This is a genomic window from Streptomyces sp. HmicA12, assembly GCF_000373565.1.
GTDB lineage: Bacteria > Actinomycetota > Actinomycetes > Streptomycetales > Streptomycetaceae > Streptomyces.
The window spans coordinates 51,352-68,919 of the sequence record NZ_KB891849.1 but is presented as its reverse complement, the minus strand read 5'-3'; the positions used below and the strand labels follow the sequence as shown (position 1 = coordinate 68,919).

The following is a 17,568-nucleotide window of genomic DNA, read 5'->3' as shown; positions in this document are numbered from 1 at the left end:
CCCGGTCCGTACGCCCGGGGCTCCTGCTAACCGAGGAGTGACTCCCTCCAGCGATGGACGGATCGTCCGGTAGTACCTGCGCCGCCCCCTCCCGACATACCGCGACCCCCGCGTCGCGTACGTCCCCGGAGGCGGCGGCATGACCATCCCGTTGCTGCTTCTCGCGGCCGCCTTCCTCCTGATCCTCGCCAACGGCTTCTTCGTGGCGGCCGAGTTCGGCCTCGTCACGGTGGAGCGCCCCGAAGCCGAACAGGCCGCGGCCGCGGGCGACAAGCGCGCCCGCACCGTCGTGAGCTCCCTGAAGGAACTCTCCTTCCAGCTCTCCGGCACGCAACTCGGCATCACCATCACGTCCCTGGTCGTCGGCATGCTCGCCGAGCCGGCCCTCGCGGAACTGCTCCGCGGCCCGTTCACCGCCATCGGCATCCCCGAGGGCGCGGTCGGCGGGGTGTCGGTCGTCGTCGGCATGCTGCTCGCCTCCGCCGTGCAGATGGTGATCGGTGAACTCGTCCCCAAGAACTGGGCGGTCTCCAAGCCGCTCCAGGTCGCCCGCTTCGTCGCCGGACCGCAGTCGGTCTTCGCCCGGCTCTTCCGCCCGGTGATCGCCCTGCTCAACGCGGTCGCGAACCGGCTCGTCCGCGCGCTCGGCGTCGAGCCCGCCGACGAACTGGCCTCCGCCCGCACGCCCGGCGAGCTCGTCTCCCTGGCCCGGCACTCGGCCCAGGCCGGCGCCCTGGAGCAGGACACGGCGGACCTCTTCGTCCGCACCCTCTCGCTCGCCGGGCTGACCGCGCAGCACGTCATGACGCCGCGCGTGAAGGTCAGCGCCCTGCAGGCGTCGGCGACCGCCGAGGACGTGGTCAACCTGACCCGCGCCACCGGCCTGTCCCGGTTCCCCGTCTACCGGGAACGGATCGACGAGGTCATCGGCATGGTCCACCTCAAGGACGCGCTCGCGGTACCCGCGCACGAGCGCCTGCGCACCCCGGTGAGCCGGATCGCCCAGGCACCGCTCCTGGTCCCCGAGACGCTCCCCGTCCAGCCGCTCCTGGCACGCCTGCGCAGTGAGCAGCCCATCGCGGTCGTCGTCGACGAGTACGGCGGCACCGCCGGTGTCGTCACCCTGGAGGACATCGTGGAGGAGCTCGTCGGCGAGGTCCGCGACGAACACGACGGACTCGACCTCCCCGAGCTGGCCGCCGCGCCGCCCGAGGACGGCCGCCCCGCCTGGGACGCCGACGGCGGCTGCCGCGTCGACATCCTGCGCCGCATAGGACTCGACGTACCCGAGGGCCCGTACGAGACGGTGGCCGGCCTGGTCGCCGATCTCCTGGGCCGCATCCCGGCCCCCGGCGACAAGGCCGAACTCCCGGGCTGGAAACTCTCGGTGCGCCAGGTCGACCACTACCGGGCCGAGCGGGTCCGGATCGTCCGCACGGCGGGCGCCGCACTCCTCGAGGCGGCCCGATGAGCGCCCTGCAACTCGTCTTCGCCGCACTGCTCGTGCTCGCCAACGGCTTCTTCGTGGGAGCGGAGTTCGCCCTGGTCTCGGTCCGCCGCAGCCAGATCGAACCGATCCCCGGCAAGCGGGCCCGTCAGGTCCTGTACGGGCTCGAGAACCTGCCGCAGATGATGGCGGCGGCCCAGTTCGGCATCACCGTCTGCTCGCTGACCCTCGGCGCGGTCGCCGAGCCCACGGTGGCCAAGCTCCTGGAGCCCCTCTTCGAGGCGATCCACCTGCCGCACGGCATGATCCACCCGCTGGGGTACGTGATCGCGCTCGCGGCCGTGGTCTTCTTCCACCTCGTCATCGGCGAGATGGTCCCGAAGAACCTGGCGATGGCCGCGCCCGAGAAGACCGCGCTGTGGTTCAGCCCGGGCCTCGTCGCCTTCGCCCGCCTCTGCAAGCCGATCACCTTCGCGCTCGGCGCCTGCGCCCGTCTCATCCTCAAGCTCTTCCGGGTCGAACCCAAGGACGAGGTCGAGGCGGTCTTCACCAGCGAACAGCTCAACCGCCTGGTGGAGGACTCCGGCCAGGCGGGGCTCCTCGACCCCGAGGAACAGGAACGCCTGGAGGACGCGCTGGAACTGGGCTCCCGGCCGGTGACGGACGTCCTGCTCGACAAGGCGTCGCTGGTGACGGTGGGCCCCTCGGTCACACCGGCCGAGGTCATCGAGCTGACCGCCCGCACCGGCTACTCCCGCTTCCCGGTCTGCGCGGACACCGGCGCCTTCATGGGCTACCTCCACGTCAAGGACGTCCTCGACCTGATCGACGGCCCCGACACGGACCGCGCGGTGCCGCAGCACATCTGGCGCCCGATGACGACGCTGCGCTCGGAACTGCCCCTGGACGACGCCCTCACGGTGATGCGCCGCGCGGCCACGCACCTGGCGCAGGTCGCGGACGCCTCGGGCCGGGTCCTCGGCCTGGTCGCCCTGGAGGACGTGCTGGAACTCCTGGTGGGAGAGGTCCGCGACCCGGCCCACCGCGAGGACGTACAGGTCCCGCAGGCCCGTAGCAGAGAAGGTGCCTTGGCGTAGTTCCGCCAGGGCCGTGGTGGGGCCCGCCCGGGCGGGCCCCACTCTCACAACCCCGAGGGTCCCCGTCCGGAGAGCACCTCGCCGTACGCCTGCATGAGATCCGGCAGCCGTAAAGTCGCCAGATCGTCCCGGGACGGCTCCGACAGGTACCCGGTCAGCCTCAAGTCCCGGTAGGCGCACGACTTCTCGTACAGCGTCCGCAGGAACCGTCCGTTGCCGAGCTCGTCGATCCATCCCTGATCGACCACGTGCCCGGCGATCGACCGCAGCTCGTCGAGGGCCTCCTCGTCCCACACGTCCCCGTTCTCCGCGGCCAGCACCTCCCCGATCGCGGTGAGTTCGAGCGGCCGGTACGAGGGGAAGTCGACCCGGCTCGTGAAGCGGGACGAAAGACCGGGGTTGGCGGCGAGCAGCCGGTCCATCCCCTCCGGGTACCCGGCGAGGATCACCACGAGATGGTCGCGGTTGTCCTCGGCCCGCTTCAGGAGCACCTGCAGTGCCTCGTCGCCGTACGCGTCGCCCTTGCCGTAACCGGAGTTGGACAGCGCGTACGCCTCGTCGACGAAGAGCACCCCGCCCATGGCCGAGTCGATCAGCTCGTTGGCCTTGACCGCCGTCTGGCCCAGGTACTCGCCGACCAGGTCGGCCCGCTGCGCCTCCACCAGATGGTCACCGCCGAGCAGCCCGAGCGCGTAGAACACCCGGCCGAGGATGCGGGCGACCGTCGTCTTACCGGTACCCGAGGGGCCGGAGAAGACGAAGTGTCGTTTCGGCGGCTGGACGGGCAGCCCCTGCCCGGCACGCAGCCGCGCCATGTTCAACTGGGCCGACAACGCCTTGACCTGGCGCTTGACGGGCTCCAGGCCCACCATCAACTCCAGCTCCGAGAGCGCCTCTTCGAGCAGGGTGGGATCCGCGGGACCCGGAGGCAGCGGCGACACCGGGACCACGGCCTTCTCCCGCACGATGTCCGAGGCGTCCGGCGTGGCACCGCCGGGCGGCGGCAGATCGGGCTCGGACACCTTCAGGTCGCGCCCGTCACTGGCGAACAGCGGATCGACGGACTCCGCTCCGTCCAGGCCGTCCTGATAGCCCGTCAAGGACATCGGGGCGAAGTCGGCGCCGTCGGCGAAGTCCCCGTAGCCGTCCCCCTCGGTGATCGCGGCGAGCCGGGCCGAGGTGTCCATGAACGCCGGGTCGACCCGGTGCACCGCCCGGTACAGCGGCAGTGCAGCCGCGCTGCGCCCGGTGCCCTCGTGCGCCCGGGCCAGCCAGTACCGCAGCTCCTTGCGCTGCGGCTGTTCGCTGCGGCAGCGCATCAGCGCCGAGGAGAGCAGCGGCTCCGCCTGGCCGTACATCTCCAGACGGACCCGCGCCATGCCGCCGAACAGGCCGGCCTCGATGCCGAGCATGGGATCGTCGACGAGCGGGTCCGTGTGCCGGACCAACTGCTCCCAGTCCTTGACCAGATAGGCCCGGCAGGCGTGCAGGAACCGCACCTGCGGATCCGCGTCGACCGGCGGCAGCGTGGCCAACGCCCGGTCCAGATCCGGGACATGGCGGCCGTCCAGCCAGTGCGAGGCGTGCGCGAGGAGCAGGTCGCGCGGATGTTCCAGGACCGGCTGCACCCACCAGCCGAGCCAGTACCAGGAGTTGAGCGTGCGCCGGTGCCTGGCGCGCTGTTCGCCGAAGCGGTCGCGGTGCCGGAACATCCGCAGCAGCGCCGTCGTCGTGTCGATGCGCAGGGCGTGCAGCCCGAGCCAGCCGTCGGCCATGCCCGGATCCATCCGGACGGCGGCCCTGAACTCCTCCTCCGCCTGTGGATACGCGCCCATCGTGTAGGCGTCGACGCCTCGCAGCCAGGCGAGGTCGGCCGGGCCCGTCGGTGGTGCCCCAGTGCCGAAGTCCATCACGTCCCCCACAAGCCGTGCCCCCGATGAACCTGATTCGCCCTGAACCAAGCTGTCATGGACGGGAGTTGTCACGATGCGGACAGCGAGCCGTCCAGAGCCCGCACCGAGAGGCATCGTACCTGCGGGCACAGGGTGCGCCGAAGGGCGCAACGGGGTCGGATCGGTGCGGCAGTGGGGGATTCGGCGCAGGTGAGCGCGGTACCGAAGGGTGACTCAGGGTGAACGAAGAGCGCCTCGCAGCGCCCGGGAAAGGGCATTGCGGGCAGAACGAAGCCCCCGATCACGGGGGAACAACCGGGGGCTTCGCGACTGCGGGCGGCCCCGAAAGGCCGCACATTGAGAACGTAAGTCCTGTACGGCCCCTGGGTCAAGCCGAGTTGAGGCACTCACGGAAACTGGCGGAAGGCGCTTTCCGTTGGTTCAGCGCACCGCTGGCGGTTCCTCACTGTGCGTGACGGAGCGGCGATTCCGGGCGGCCCCAGCAGGGCCTTCCAGCATCTCGTATCCCTCTGGGCACTCTCTTACCAATTCTTCAGCGAAGGGCCGCGACGGGTCCCGCGCGAAGTGCTCCCGTTCCGCTGGAATCCAGCCGTCCCAGAAGGCCCGCTGTTCCTCGCCGTCCCGGGCGCGCCCCCGCTCCCACGCGGCCTCTCCCGGCAGATCCAGCCACACCAGCTCCGCGAGGAACGGCCGCACCGCCCGCCGCCCGGCCCCCACGCCCTCCATCAGGACCACGTCGGCGGGCGGGAGTTGGCGCACCGCGCCGAAGCGGCGGGCGTTCCAGTCGTACGTCTCGTAGCGCGCGGCCGCGCCCCGGGCGAGCGGATCGAGCACCTGCTCGCGCAGCCGCCCGGTCCAGGCGAAGAGGGCGTCGTGGCTCGCGATGTCGTCGAGGTGCAGCACGGGCGCGTCGCCGAGCGCCCGGGCGAGGCGCGCGGCGAAGGTCGATTTGCCGGAACCCGCGTGCCCGTCGATGCCGACGAGGCGGACGGGTCCGCAGGAGGGCGGCAGCCGGCGCAGCCGGTCGGCGTACTGGGCGAGGGGCACGTGCGAAAAGTCCACGGCCGCAAGGGTACGTCGGGGGCCGGATCGGTTTCGGCCGCGCCGCCGCAGGTCATGCCAGTGGTGAAGACCAATATTGGTGGCCCGGAGCAGCCTCGAAACGCTGGTGGAAGTCCCGCCCCGGCAGCCATAGTTGGCGCACTGTTCCACCAGGAACGCACCCCGCACGACCGGCTGCGCGCCCCGCACCCGCCCCGTCCGCCCGTTCCGTCCGCCTGATCCGTCCGTCCGATCCGTCGAAGAGGGGGATCCTCCCGATGACCCGCCCCGACCAGCCGACCGCAGCCTCCCCGTCCCGCAGAACCGTTCTGGCGGCGGCCGCGGGCGTCGCGCTCGCCGCGACCACGGCCGCCACCGCGCACGCCGCGGCCCCCGCACAGGAAAAGGCCCCCGCCCGCCTCGTGGACAACCACACCTGGACGACGTACACCGACTGGCGCTCCGGCACCGGACAGGGCACCCGCGCCCTCGCCGGACACCGGCCGGGTATCACCCTGGCCAAGCCGGCCGGGACGAGGACGTACACCGACCCGCACCTGAACAGGACGGGCGAGTGGGAGTACGCGACCTGGACCTCCCCGGTCCACCGGCTGACCGTGCCCGCGACCGAGGTCATCGCCTCCTGGAACGCGCACACCCCCTCCGGCACCTGGATCGAGATCGAACTCCAGGGCACCTACGGCGACGGCACTCAGACGCCCTGGTACGTGATGGGCCGCTGGACCGCCGGGGACGACAAGGACGTCGACATCCGCCGCACGTCCGTCGACGACCAGAGCGACGGCCGGTCGAGCATCTGGACGGACACCTTCTCCATCGACGACGCGGCGTCGGGCCTGCGCCTCGCCTCCTACCGGCTGCGCCTGACCCTGCTGCGCACGCCGGGCGGCAAGGCCGTACCGACCGTCTGGCGCCTCGGAGCCATGGGCTCGGACGTCCCGGACCGCTTCACGGTGCCGGCCTCCACCCCGGGCCTCGCCGAGGAGCTGACGGTTCCGCGCTACTCGCAGAGCATCCACTCCGGCCAGTACCCCGAGTACGACAACGGCGGCGAGGCCTGGTGCAGCCCCACCTCCTCGCAGATGATCATCGAGTACTGGGGGCGCAAGCCGTCGGCCGACCAGCTGGCCTGGGTGGACCCGTCCTACGCCGACCCGCAGGTCTGCCACGCGGCGCGTTTCACTTACGACTACCAGTACGAGGGCTGCGGCAACTGGCCGTTCAACGCCGCGTACGCCGCCACGTACCAGGACCTGCAGGGCGTCGTCACCCGGCTCTCCTCGCTCGCCGACCTGGAGACGCTGATCGCGGCCGGCATCCCGGCCATAACGTCCCAGTCGTTCCTGAAGGAGGAGCTGACGGGCGCCGGCTACGGCACGTCCGGACACCTGATGACGGTCATCGGCTTCACCGCCGACGGCGACGTCATCGCCAACGACCCGGCCTCGCCGAGCGACCCGGCGGTCCGCCGTGTCTACAAGCGGCACGAGTGGGAGACCATCTGGCTCCGCACCAAGCGCTACAACGCCTCCGGCAACGTGTCCTCCGGCACCGGCGGCGTCTGCTACCTGTACTTCCCGGCCCACCCCACCCCGGCTCAGCGGCGTGCGCTGGCCAAGGTCGGCATTCGGTAGCGCTCCCGCGCCCCGCCGTCCACGACGCGGAACGACGGCGGGGCGCCGCGACCGGCGCGGCGCACGGATGAGTACGCGACCTCATGCGGGTGCCCCGCGCGGGCGGCGAGACTCGGCACATGCCGAGGACACACGGAGAAGCCCTGTGGGCCGACGCCTGGTTGGCCATAGGGAGCGCGGTCGCGGTGTGGGGGCTCGGACTCTCGGTCTTCATGCTCACGCTGCGCCTCATGTTCCGTGACTTCGGCGGGCAGCGGCCTCGACCGCCGCGCACCGGTCATGTGCTGTTCGTCCTCGGACCGGCAGCGGGCACACTCGCGGCCCCACCGCTGCTCGTACGGGGTGCCGCGGTGCACGGGTTGTGGCTGACCTGCGCGGTCCAGGCGGCGCTCCCCGCGTGCACGCTCGTATGGATCCGCCGCCGCTTCGCCTGGCCGCGCCGCCACCGTTGAACCCCTGACCGTTCCGTCGCTCCCGTGCGGCCGGCCACCCCCGCCGGGGCCGGCGCGTGACCAAGGTCTCGGTCGCGACGGGCCGTCGCGATGGCATGGTGGAAAGGGCGCCGGAGGGGACCTGGGCGCTCGGGGGAGTCCCTGCCACGATCAGGCACCTGATCGCGCACCCGATCACGAACCGAGCGAGACGCCCATGACCGCCAGTTCCACCACCTCCGCCACCTCGGGCTCCTTGTCGGCCGCCGTCGCGTCCCTCGTCGCGCGCGCCCGTACCGGAGGCCCCAAGGACGAGGGACCGAAGATCCTCGAGCACGTCCTGGGCTGGACCTTCGTCGTGGTCCTCGCGATGTTCGTCACGCAGGTCGGCTGGATGTGACCGTCCCGTCGGGCGACACGGCGTGAGCGTTCCACGGCCCACGGTGAGGTGACCCGCGTCACGGAGGGCCGCCGGTGCCCCACCGCGGACTGCCATACTGCGGAATCCGCAGGGGAGTCGGAGACCGGGACCGGAATTGAACACTAGCCACCAGCGGGCGCGCGGCACCGGCCGTTCCGCCGCCCGCCGCGCCGAACTCATCGCCATCGGACGGAAGTTGTTCGCCGACACGTCCTACGACGCACTGTCGGTGGACGACATCGCCCGGCACGCGGGCGTCGCCAAGGGGCTGATCTACTACTACTTCACGTCCAAGCGCGGCTACTACCTCGCGATCATCGAGGAGTCCGTCGGCGACCTCGTCGAACGGGCCAGCGCCGCCGGCGACCTCTCGCCGGTCGACCGTGTGCACCGCACCATCGACGGCTATCTGCGCTACGCCGAGCACCACCAGGCGGCGTACCGCACCATCATCACGGGCGGCGTCGGCTTCGACGCCGAGGTACAGGCCATCCGGGACGGCGTGCGCGAGGCGATGATCGCGACCATCGCCCAGGGCGCGTACGGCGCACCGGAACTGCCGTCCCTGGTCCGCCTCGCCCTGCTCGGCTGGCTGTGCAGCGTGGAGGGCGTCACCCTCGACTGGATCGGCCACCGCGACCCCGAACGGGACACCGTCAGAGCCCTGTTGGTCCGCACCCTCGGAGAAACCCTGCGCGTGATCGAGGAGTTCGAGCCGTCGTACCCGGCGCCCCCGCGCCCGTGACAGTGACTGTGACGGAGGGGCGGGGCCCGGTATCCGGACCCCGCCCCGACACTCCTGTGCCTGCCGCTAGTTGACGGCCTTGATCAGTTCGCCGTCGGACGTGTCACCGGACAGCTCCCACAGGAAGGTGCCGCCCAGACCCTGCTGGTTCTTGTAGTCCATCTTCCCCGCGATGGTCTGCGGGGTGTCGTAGCTCCACCAGTTGTTCCCGCAGTACGCGTACGCGGTGCCGCCGACCGTGCCCGTCGCGGGGCACTTGGTCTTCAGCTCCTTGTAGTCGTCGATGCCCTGCTCGTACTTGCCGGGCGCGGGACCGGTCGCGGTGCCGCCGGGCGCCTCCTGCGTGACGCCGGTCCAGCCGCGCCCGTAGAAGCCGATACCGAGGAGCAGCTTGGACGCCGGGACGCCCGCCGCCTTGAGCTTGGTGACGGTGGCGTCGGTGTTGTAGCCCGCCTTCGGGATCCCGTCGTACGACGTCAGCGGCGAGTGCGGGGCCGTCGGACCCTGCGCGTCCCAGGCGCCGAAGTAGTCGTACGTCATCGGGTTGTACCAGTCGACGTACTGAGCGGCGCCCGCGTAGTCGGTGGCGTCGAGCTTGCCGCCGTCGGAGGCGTCGGCCGGGATGGCGGAGGTGAGGAGGTAGTCGCCGCCGAACTTCGAGCGCAGCGCCGCCATCAGGTTCTTGTACGCGTCCGGCCCACTGGTGTCGCAGGTCAGGCCGCAGGCGTTCGGGTACTCCCAGTCGATGTCGATGCCGTCGAAGACATCGGCCCACTTGGAGTTCTCGACGAGGTCGTAGCAGGACTGGGCGAACGCGGCCGGGTCCTTCGCGGCCTCGCCGAACCCGCCGGACCAGGTCCAGCCGCCGAAGGACCACAGCACCTTGAGGCCGGGGTGCTTCTTCTTCAGCTTGAGCAGCTGGTTGAAGTTGCCGCGCAGCGGCTGGTCCCAGGTGTCGGCGACGCCGTCCACGGACTGGTCGGCGGTGTACGCCTTGTCGGTCGCGGCGTACGAGTCGCCCATCGCGCACTTGCCGCCCTGGACGTTGCCGAAGGCGTAGTTGATGTGGGTGAGCTTGTCGGCGGAGCCGGAGGTGTCGATGTTCTTGACGTGGTAGTTCCGGTCGTAGACACCCCACTCGGTGAAGTATCCGACGACCTTCGAACCGGCCGCGGCCGTGGTCCGGTTGACGTCTGTCTGAGCCGTCGCGGTGCCCGCGGAGGCGAGCAGTCCCGCGCCGAGAACGGCGCAACACGCGGCGGCGGCGAGCGCCTTGAAGCGCGCGCGGGGGAGGTGCGGTCTGAGCATCGTGTCTCCTCGTGGGGGAGGGGAGCATGGGGGAACGTGGGGGTTGCCGTGCTGGACCTGCGGACGGAACAGTAGGAGGACTAGACCAGTGAGGTCAATGGTCCGAACCAATCTCCCCGGTTCCCACACCGATCGCACCGCCTGCCGCACCCGCCTCCCGAAAAACTTGGAGTAAGCGGTCGTTAACTAGTGACGGGAGGCCCCGGATCGGGAATACTCAACACGCCACAGCCGCTGGTCAGCCGCTTCCGAGACCCGGAAGGGCAGCATCGGCTCGGTAGTGACCACCCGGCGGCGCCGCCTCACCCCGCGACGCCGCCGCAGCGCCCGCCCAGGGAGGAGAGCGTCGCCATGCCGGAGCCAGGAGTCGAGCGTCAGCTGCCGACGGACGAAGCTCAGGATCTGCTGCGGCTGGTCCGTGACATCGCACAGCGGGAGATCGCCCCGCGCGCGGCCGAGGAGGAGGATGCCGGCCGCTTCCCGCGGGAGACGTTCACGCTGCTGTCGCAATCGGGACTGCTCGGACTGCCCTACGACTCCGAGTTCGGCGGAGGCGACCAGCCCTACGAGGTCTACCTCCAGGTCCTGGAGGAGCTCGCGGCCGCCCGTCTGACGGTCGGGCTCGGGGTCAGCGTGCACTCGCTGGCCTGCCACGCCCTCGCCAACTTCGGTACGAAGCAGCAGCGTTCGGAGCATCTGCCCGACATGCTCGGCGGCGGTCTGCTCGGCGCGTACTGCCTCTCCGAGCCGTCGTCGGGATCGGATGCCGCCTCGCTGCGGACGAAGGCGGTGCGCGACGGCGGCGACTGGGTGCTGACCGGGACCAAGGCCTGGATCACCCACGGCGGCGTCGCCGACTTCTACACGGTGCTGGCCCGCAGCGGCGGTGAGGGCGCGCACGGCATCACGGCGTTCCTGGTGCCGGGCGACGCGGCAGGGCTGAGCGCCGCCGTGCCCGAGAAGAAGATGGGCATGAAGGGCTCGCCCACCGCCCAGGTCCACTTCGACGGAGTGCGCGTCGCCGACGCGCGGCGGATCGGGGACGAGGGGCAGGGCTTCCAGATCGCCCTCTCCGCGCTCGACTCCGGCCGTCTCGGCATCGCTGCCTGCGCAATCGGCGTGGCGCAGGCAGCGCTCGACGAGGCCGTGTCGTACGCGAAGGGCCGGTCCCAGTTCGGTCGCCCCATCGCCGACTTCCAGGGCCTGCGGTTCATGCTCGCGGACATGGCCACGCAGGTCGAGGCGGGTCGTGCCCTGTACCTGTCGGCGGCCCGGCTGCGGGACGCGGGCAGGCCGTTCTCCAAGCAGGCGGCCATGGCGAAGCTGCTGTGCACCGACGCCGCGATGAAGGTCACCACGGACGCGGTGCAGGTCCTCGGCGGGTACGGCTACACCGCGGACTTCCCGGCCGAGCGCCTGATGCGCGAGGCCAAGGTGCTGCAGATCGTCGAGGGCACCAATCAGATCCAGCGCATGGTCATCGCCCGCCACCTCGCGGGACCTGAGTCGCGCTGAACTGCGCGGTGTACGACCCGGTGGGCTGTCCGGCGAACTGCCCGGTGAACTGTCCGGTGTGCACGGTGGGTGCCACGAGCCGCGCCCACTCCGGGTCGTGCTGACCCGGCAGCGTCCTACCGCGGTCGGCCCAACTCGCGATCAGCGCGCGGTAGATGGGCGGGTCGGGGTGGTGCGCGGGGGGCATTCCGCGGGGGTGGGCGTGCGGCGGAACCGGGTGCACGGGCTGGGGCTGATGGGTCGGCTGGGACGCATGCGTCACGTGAACCGGGTGCGCAGAGTGCGTCGGGTGTGTCTGAGGGGGCTGATGTTCCTGGTGTTGCTGCTGATGAACCGATTCTGCGGCAACAGGAACGAGGATGCGCCTTCGTCGTCCGGTGGGGGCAGAGGCCGGGGTCTCCGTCGGGGTCATGCCAGGGCAACGTTCGAGGGACGTCCAAGGTCACGTGTTGACGGAATCGGGCGTCAGTTCACGACATAACCGCATGTCGGGCCCGCCCCTGTCGAACGTCTGGCCAGCGCTCGATACCTGACGTACCGTCAACTCCGCCGCCGGGTAGGCCGTACCCCTCCGGGCGACGTCAACTGCCGTGCACGCAGGGAGGATTGCTGTGGCCGACGACGAACGTCCCGTGGCTCTCGACGAGTATCCCGTCCACCAGGTGCCGCTTTCGATGAAGCACGTGGCGACCGGTGACCGCAACGCCTACGACCGCTGCATCTTCCATCTCGTCGACCCCACCGGCCGGTTCCTGCTCATCCTCGGTCTCGGCGTCTACCCGAACCTCGGTGTCATCGACGCCTACGCCACCCTGCGCGTCGGCGACACCCTGCACGCCGTCCGCGCCTCGGACGCGCTGCGCGACGACAACCGGATGCGGATGGAGGTCGGCCCGCTGCGCATCCACGTCGAGCGCCCGCTCAAGGGCTTCGTCCTGACCTGCGCCGCCGACCCGGACGACCCCGACGGACTCTCGTACGAGATGAACTGGGAAGCGGCCTTCCCCGCCCTCTGGGAGCCGCACCACACCCAGCGCCGGGGCGGGCGCCTGACCTTGGAGGGCAAGCGGTTCGTACAGGCGGGCCGGGTCGACGGGCGGCTGCGGATCGGCGGCCGGGACATCGACGTACGCGGCTGGACCGGCACCCGCGACCGGAGCTGGGGCGTGCGCCCGGTGCCGGGGGAGGAAGGCGGCCGGCTGGCCCAGGACCACCCCACCGAGGGCTTCCACTGGATCTGGGCCCCGGTCCGCTTCGACGACCGCTTCCTCATGGTCATCACCCAGGAGGACGCCGACGGCTACCGCACCCTCAACGAGGCCACCCTCGTCCGCGAGGGCCACCGCGACCGCCAACTCGGCTGGCCCCAGGCCGACATCACCTACCGCCCCGGGACCCGGCACCCCGAGAGCGCGGTCATCCACCTGATCGACCCGGTCGACCGCAAACCCGTCGAACTCGGCGTCGAGATCCTCGCCTCCTCGCCCCTAGCGGTCGGCGCGGGCTACCCGCCGGCCGACGACTGGCAGCACGGCACCTGGCGCGGCCAGGGCTGGACGGACCGGCGCAGCTACGACCTCTCCGACCCGTCCGCCCACCCCCTGGCCGCCTACGGGGTCATCGACCACGCGGCCCGCTTCACCCTCGACGGGCAGGTCGGCCACGGCATCTTCGAGCACGGCAGCTTCGGCCGGCACGACCCGAGCGGGTTCACGGGCTTCGATTCGACGGCCCCGGAACGTCCGTAGCCCACCCTTAGGCAGAGGGAGTTCGACGATGGCGACAGCGCCCCGACCGCGCACCTCCACCCGTGAACCCGAGGAACTGGCCCGCCGCCTGACCGCCTGGCTCGGTGTCCGGCTGCCCGGCGCCAAGGCGGTGAACGTCAGCGTCCCGGAGTCCAACGGCATGTCGAGCGAGACCCTCCTCTTCGACATCGAACACCCCGAACCGCCCGTCAGGGCCTGCGCGTTGCGGCTCGCGGCCGACCCGTCCGCGTACACGATCTTCCCGGTGTACGACATGCCGCGGCAGTACCGCACGATGCGCCTCGCCGCCGAGCGCACCGGGATCCCGGTGCCGCGCGTGCTGTGGCTGGAGGAGGACCCGGGACCGCTCGGGGCCCCCTTCTTCGTCATGGAGCGCGTCACCGGACACGTGCCGCCCGACGTCATGCCGTACACGTACGAGGGCAATTGGCTGCACGCGGCGAGCGACGAGGAGCGGGCCCGCCTGGAGGAGGCGAGCGTCGGAATCCTCGCCCGGCTGCACGACGGCGTACCGGCGGCCGAGGCGGAGTTCCTCGCCCTGCCCGGAGACGGCAGCCCGCTGCGCCGCCACGTCACCGCCCAACGCGCCTACTACGCATGGGTGGTGGCGGGCCGTGCCCCCTCACCACTGATCGAGAGCGCCTTCGACCGCCTCGAGGAAATGTGGCCGCGGCACGAAGGCGAAGCGGTCCTCAACTGGGGCGACGCCCGTATCGGCAACATCATCTACGACGGCTTCGAGCCGGCCGCCGTGCTCGACTGGGAGATGGCGGCCCTCGCCCCGCGCGAGGTCGACCTCGGCTGGACGGTCTATCTGCACCGCTTCTTCCAGGACCTGACCGTCAGCTTCGGCCAGCGGGGCCTGCCCGGCTTCCTGCGCCGCGACCGGATCGAGGCGCGCTACGCCGAACTCACCGGCCACACCCCGCGGGACATGGACTTCTACACGCTGTACGCCGCCCTGCGGCAGGCCGTGGTGATGCTCAGGGTCGCCTACCGGCAGGCCCACTTCGGCGAGGTCGCGGTGCCCGAGGACCCGGACACGCTGATCCTGCACCACGGCAGTCTGCGGGCCATGGTGCAGGGCGGTTACTGGGAGGGCCTGTCCTGAGCCGGAGCGGGTCAGGCGGCGCGGCGGACCTGCTGGGGCACCCGGATGGGGCGCGAGCCCGGGCCGCCCACGTGCGAGAAGGGCTGGGTGCGCCAGTCGAGCTCCTGAGGGAGCGTCAACAGAAGGGCCGTGTCCTGCTCCTGAGTACCCGTCGACTCGTCGGCGGGGCGCGCCTCGGCGGCCGCGCGGCCGGTGCCCGCGCAGACGGAGAGCCCGAACGGGTTCCACGGCGAGGTGACATGGGCGTGCTCGGGCAGCATGTCCTCGTCCGCGAGGAGCGCGATCGGCTGGGCGCAGTCCGGGCAGATCACCCGGTACATCTCGAAAGTGTCGTACGCGTCGAGCTCGTCGGCGTCGAACGCGTCGGGTTCGACGCCCTCCGGCTGGGGCTCGACGACCGCCTGCTTGCGGTTGCCGCGCGTGGCAGGGCGTCCGGGACGCTTCACACTCTGCATGGGATTCTCCCCCTCGGGTGGGCCGGCCGCTGATGTCCATGGGGTGCGGCCTCGACCACAGCAAGCACTTCCCGTCCCATGACCGGCGTAATCGCGCGGAGCCCCCGGACACGGCCCGATGCGTGTGGCCTTCGTCACATGCCGATTGCAGGTGCCGTGAGCGCGGTAAACGAGAGGGCCTCTCCGGTACCGGGAGGATCAAGGGACCGGTAGGTTCGTCGCCATGGAGGAGCTCGACCGACAGATTGTGCAGCTGCTCGTCAAGGACGGGCGGATGAGCTACACCGACCTGGGCAAGGCCACGGGCCTGTCCACGTCCGCGGTGCACCAGCGGGTGCGCCGCCTCGAACAGCGTGGCGTGATCCGCGGCTACGCGGCGGTCGTCGACCCCGAGGCGGTCGGCCTGCCGCTCACCGCGTTCATCTCGGTGAAGCCGTTCGACCCGAGTGCCCCCGACGACATCGCCGAACGCCTCGCGGGCGTACCGGAGATCGAGGCGTGCCACAGCGTGGCCGGAGACGAGAACTACATCCTGAAGGTCCGCGTGGAGACCCCGCACGAACTGGAGAACCTCCTGGCCCGGGTCCGCTCCCTGGCCGGGGTCTCGACCCGCACGACGGTCGTCCTCTCGACCCCGTACGAGGCGCGCCCTCCGCGTATCTAGCGCGGCCCCCGGCGCGGGGCGAGCGCTCCGGCCGCCCGCCCGCGCCCCGTCTCCGCGTGACAAAAGGGACCCCGAGGCGGAACCACCTCGCCGAACACGCGAAACTGTCCCCATGAGCACGCCCCCCAGCACCCGCACCGTCCTCCTGCGCCGCGGCGAGGTCCACAGCCCCGCCGACCCCTTCGCGACCGCCATGGTCGTGGAGGCGGGTCACGTCGCCTGGGTCGGTTCGGAAGGCGCTGCGGACGCGTTCGCGGACGGCGTGGACGAGGTCGTCGACCTCGACGGCGCCCTGGTCACCCCGGCGTTCACCGACGCCCACGTGCACACCACGTCGACCGGCCTGGCCCTCACCGGCCTCGACCTCACCGCCGCACGCACCCGCGCCGAAGCCCTCACCCTCGTACGGGACCACGCGACGTCCCGCCCCACCGACCGGATCCTCCTCGGCCACGGCTGGGACGCGGCCCGCTGGTCCGACGACCGGCCGCCCACCCGCGCCGAACTCGACGAGGCCACCGGCGGCCGCCCGGTCTACCTCTCCCGCATCGACGTGCACTCGGCCGTCGTGAGCACGGCCCTCCTCGACCTCGTCCCCGGCGTCACCGACCGCGCCGGATACGACCCCGAGGGCCCCCTCACCCGCGACGCCCACCACGCCGTACGCGCCGCCGCCCTCGCCGCGGTCGGCCCGCAGCAGCGCACCGAGGCCCAGCGCGCCGCCCTCCGGCACGCCGCGTCCCTCGGCATCGGCTCGGTCCACGAGTGCGGCGGCCCGGACATCTCCTCCGAGGACGACTTCACGGGCCTGCTCGACCTCGCCCGTTCCGAGGCGGGCCCCCGCGTCGTCGGCTACTGGGCGGACCGCGACATCGAGCGCGCCCGCGGCCTCGGCGCGCTCGGAGCCGCCGGTGACCTGTTCGTGGACGGCGCCCTGGGCTCGCACACGGCGTGCCTGCACGAGCCGTACGCCGACGCCGCCCACACCGGCACCGGATACCTCACCGCCGACGACGTCGCCGCACACGTCGTCGCCTGCAGCGAGGCGGGCCTCCAGGCCGGATTCCACGCCATCGGCGACGCGGCCGTCACCGCGGTCGTGGACGGCCTGCGCACCGCCGCCGAGAAGATCGGCCTCGCGCGCGTGCGCGCCGCCCGGCACCGCGTCGAGCACGCCGAGATGCTCACCCCCGAGACCGTCGCCGCCTTCGCCGAGTTCGGGCTCACGGCGTCCGTGCAGCCCGCCTTCGACGCCCTGTGGGGCGGCGAGGACGGCATGTACGCCGACCGCCTCGGCGCGGAGCGGGCCCGCACCCTCAACCCGTACGCGGCCCTGCTGCGCGCGGGCGTCCCGCTCGCCTTCGGCTCCGACAGCCCGGTCACCCCGCTGGACCCGTGGGGCACGATCCGTGCCGCGGCCTTCCACCGAACGCCCGAGCACCGGGTCTCGGTGCGCGCCGCCTTCACGGCCCACACGCGGGGCGGCTGGCGGGCCGTCGGCCGCGACGACGCGGGGGTCCTCGTCCCCGGCGCCCCCGCGGACTACGCGGTCTGGCGGACGGACGAGCTGGTCGTGCAGGCCCCGGACGACCGGGTCGCCCGCTGGTCCACCGACCCGCGCTCCGGCACCCCGGGCCTGCCGGACCTGACGCCGGGCGCCGCCCTGCCCGTCTGCCTGCGGACCGTGGTCTTCGGACAGACGGTCTTCGTACGGCCGGACGAGTGATGTACCGGGGCGGCGCGCCCCGGATTCCACGGTGAGACCGTCCCGTACGACCTGCGACTCCTCCGCCCTGACCAGGGGAGTTCCCGAAGAGGTGCAGGTCAAACGGCTGTTGACAGAACGCCGCGTGGGGCGGGTAGGTTCGGCCGAGTCCACCACCTTTCGCGCGACCGGGCAGGCCCACGCAGTCGTAGAACGCAGGCCGGCGCCCGCGCCACGGGGCGCCGGAACGTTCCGGCCGGTCGGCGAGGTGCGACCCGGGTGGGGCCCGGG

16 protein-coding genes are annotated in these 17,568 nt (G+C 71.7%); 11 read left to right on the top strand and 5 right to left on the bottom strand.

Translation table 11 applies throughout. The features are described from left to right. Positions 1-139 precede the first annotated feature (139 nt). Both B072_RS0135720 and B072_RS0135715 read left to right on the top strand, forming a co-directional pair. Entirely contained in the window at positions 140-1,471 is a 1,332-nt protein-coding gene (locus B072_RS0135720) for a hemolysin family protein (protein ID WP_018534783.1), read from the top strand. Next, positions 1,468-2,544 carry a hemolysin family protein gene (locus B072_RS0135715; RefSeq protein ID WP_018534782.1) on the top strand — a complete coding sequence of 359 codons (1,077 nt, stop codon included), beginning with the start codon at positions 1,468-1,470 and terminating at the stop codon, positions 2,542-2,544. The genes B072_RS0135720 and B072_RS0135715 overlap by 4 nt, the downstream gene beginning before the upstream one ends. Positions 2,545-2,588: 44 nt before the next feature. Here the strand turns inward: B072_RS0135715 and B072_RS0135710 are convergent, their stop codons facing one another. Beyond that, positions 2,589-4,454: an AAA family ATPase gene (locus B072_RS0135710; protein WP_018534781.1), complete on the bottom strand. Its 1,866-nt coding sequence runs from the start codon at positions 4,452-4,454 to the stop codon at positions 2,589-2,591. A 423-nt stretch (positions 4,455-4,877) separates the two neighbouring features. Beyond that, on the bottom strand, positions 4,878-5,519 hold the full coding sequence (locus tag B072_RS0135705) for a uridine kinase family protein (protein WP_106433004.1): 642 nt from the start codon (positions 5,517-5,519) through the stop codon (positions 4,878-4,880). Positions 5,520-5,776: 257 nt separating this feature from the next. Here B072_RS0135705 and B072_RS0135700 point away from each other — a divergent pair, with 257 nt between their 5' ends. The 4 genes from B072_RS0135700 to B072_RS0135685 all read left to right on the top strand — a co-directional run bounded on the left by B072_RS0135700 (position 5,777) and on the right by B072_RS0135685 (position 8,750). Continuing rightward, the gene (locus B072_RS0135700) at positions 5,777-7,153 is read left to right on the top strand and encodes a peptidase C39 family protein (RefSeq protein WP_018534779.1); all 1,377 of its coding nucleotides are present in this window, start codon (positions 5,777-5,779) and stop codon (positions 7,151-7,153) included. 119 nt (positions 7,154-7,272) lie between these two features. Beyond that, on the top strand, positions 7,273-7,605 hold the full coding sequence (locus tag B072_RS0135695; RefSeq protein WP_158689284.1) for a hypothetical protein: 333 nt from the start codon (positions 7,273-7,275) through the stop codon (positions 7,603-7,605). 196 nt (positions 7,606-7,801) lie between these two features. Continuing rightward, a complete protein-coding gene (locus B072_RS44860) occupies positions 7,802-7,984 on the top strand; it encodes an SCO1431 family membrane protein (protein WP_018534777.1) in 183 nt (60 codons plus the stop codon). Between the two features lie 136 nt (positions 7,985-8,120). Beyond that, entirely contained in the window at positions 8,121-8,750 is a 630-nt protein-coding gene (locus tag B072_RS0135685) for a TetR/AcrR family transcriptional regulator (protein ID WP_018534776.1), read from the top strand. Between the two features lie 66 nt (positions 8,751-8,816). Here B072_RS0135685 and B072_RS0135680 read toward each other — a convergent pair whose 3' ends face one another. After that, positions 8,817-10,058, bottom strand: a complete 1,242-nt coding sequence (locus tag B072_RS0135680; protein ID WP_018534775.1) for a glycoside hydrolase family 18 protein — start codon at positions 10,056-10,058, stop codon at positions 8,817-8,819. 351 nt (positions 10,059-10,409) lie between these two features. Here B072_RS0135680 and B072_RS0135675 point away from each other — a divergent pair, with 351 nt between their 5' ends. Then, positions 10,410-11,573, top strand: coding sequence for an acyl-CoA dehydrogenase family protein (locus tag B072_RS0135675; protein WP_018534774.1), 1,164 nt, complete (start codon positions 10,410-10,412; stop codon positions 11,571-11,573). On the opposite strand, the gene B072_RS47090 is transcribed toward B072_RS0135675, so the two are convergent. Then, positions 11,536-11,760 (bottom strand): hypothetical protein, encoded by a 225-nt coding sequence (locus B072_RS47090; protein WP_078506696.1) that lies wholly within the window; start codon positions 11,758-11,760, stop codon positions 11,536-11,538. The two genes, B072_RS0135675 and B072_RS47090, sit on opposite strands and share 38 nt — an antisense overlap. Positions 11,761-12,184: 424 nt before the next feature. Between B072_RS47090 and B072_RS0135670 the strand changes: the two genes are divergently transcribed. Beyond that, complete coding sequence (locus B072_RS0135670) at positions 12,185-13,321, top strand: hypothetical protein (RefSeq protein ID WP_018534773.1); 1,137 nt, start codon at positions 12,185-12,187, stop codon at positions 13,319-13,321. Positions 13,322-13,349: 28 nt separating this feature from the next. Continuing rightward, the gene (locus B072_RS0135665) at positions 13,350-14,453 is read left to right on the top strand and encodes a phosphotransferase family protein (RefSeq protein WP_018534772.1); all 1,104 of its coding nucleotides are present in this window, start codon (positions 13,350-13,352) and stop codon (positions 14,451-14,453) included. 11 nt (positions 14,454-14,464) lie between these two features. Here the strand turns inward: B072_RS0135665 and B072_RS0135660 are convergent, their stop codons facing one another. Further along, complete coding sequence (locus B072_RS0135660) at positions 14,465-14,908, bottom strand: hypothetical protein (RefSeq protein ID WP_018534771.1); 444 nt, start codon at positions 14,906-14,908, stop codon at positions 14,465-14,467. 223 nt (positions 14,909-15,131) lie between these two features. Between B072_RS0135660 and B072_RS0135655 the strand changes: the two genes are divergently transcribed. After that, the gene (locus B072_RS0135655; protein ID WP_018534770.1) at positions 15,132-15,572 is read left to right on the top strand and encodes an Lrp/AsnC family transcriptional regulator; all 441 of its coding nucleotides are present in this window, start codon (positions 15,132-15,134) and stop codon (positions 15,570-15,572) included. Positions 15,573-15,684: 112 nt separating this feature from the next. After that, positions 15,685-17,298 (top strand): amidohydrolase, encoded by a 1,614-nt coding sequence (locus B072_RS0135650; RefSeq protein ID WP_018534769.1) that lies wholly within the window; start codon positions 15,685-15,687, stop codon positions 17,296-17,298. Positions 17,299-17,568 lie beyond the last annotated feature (270 nt).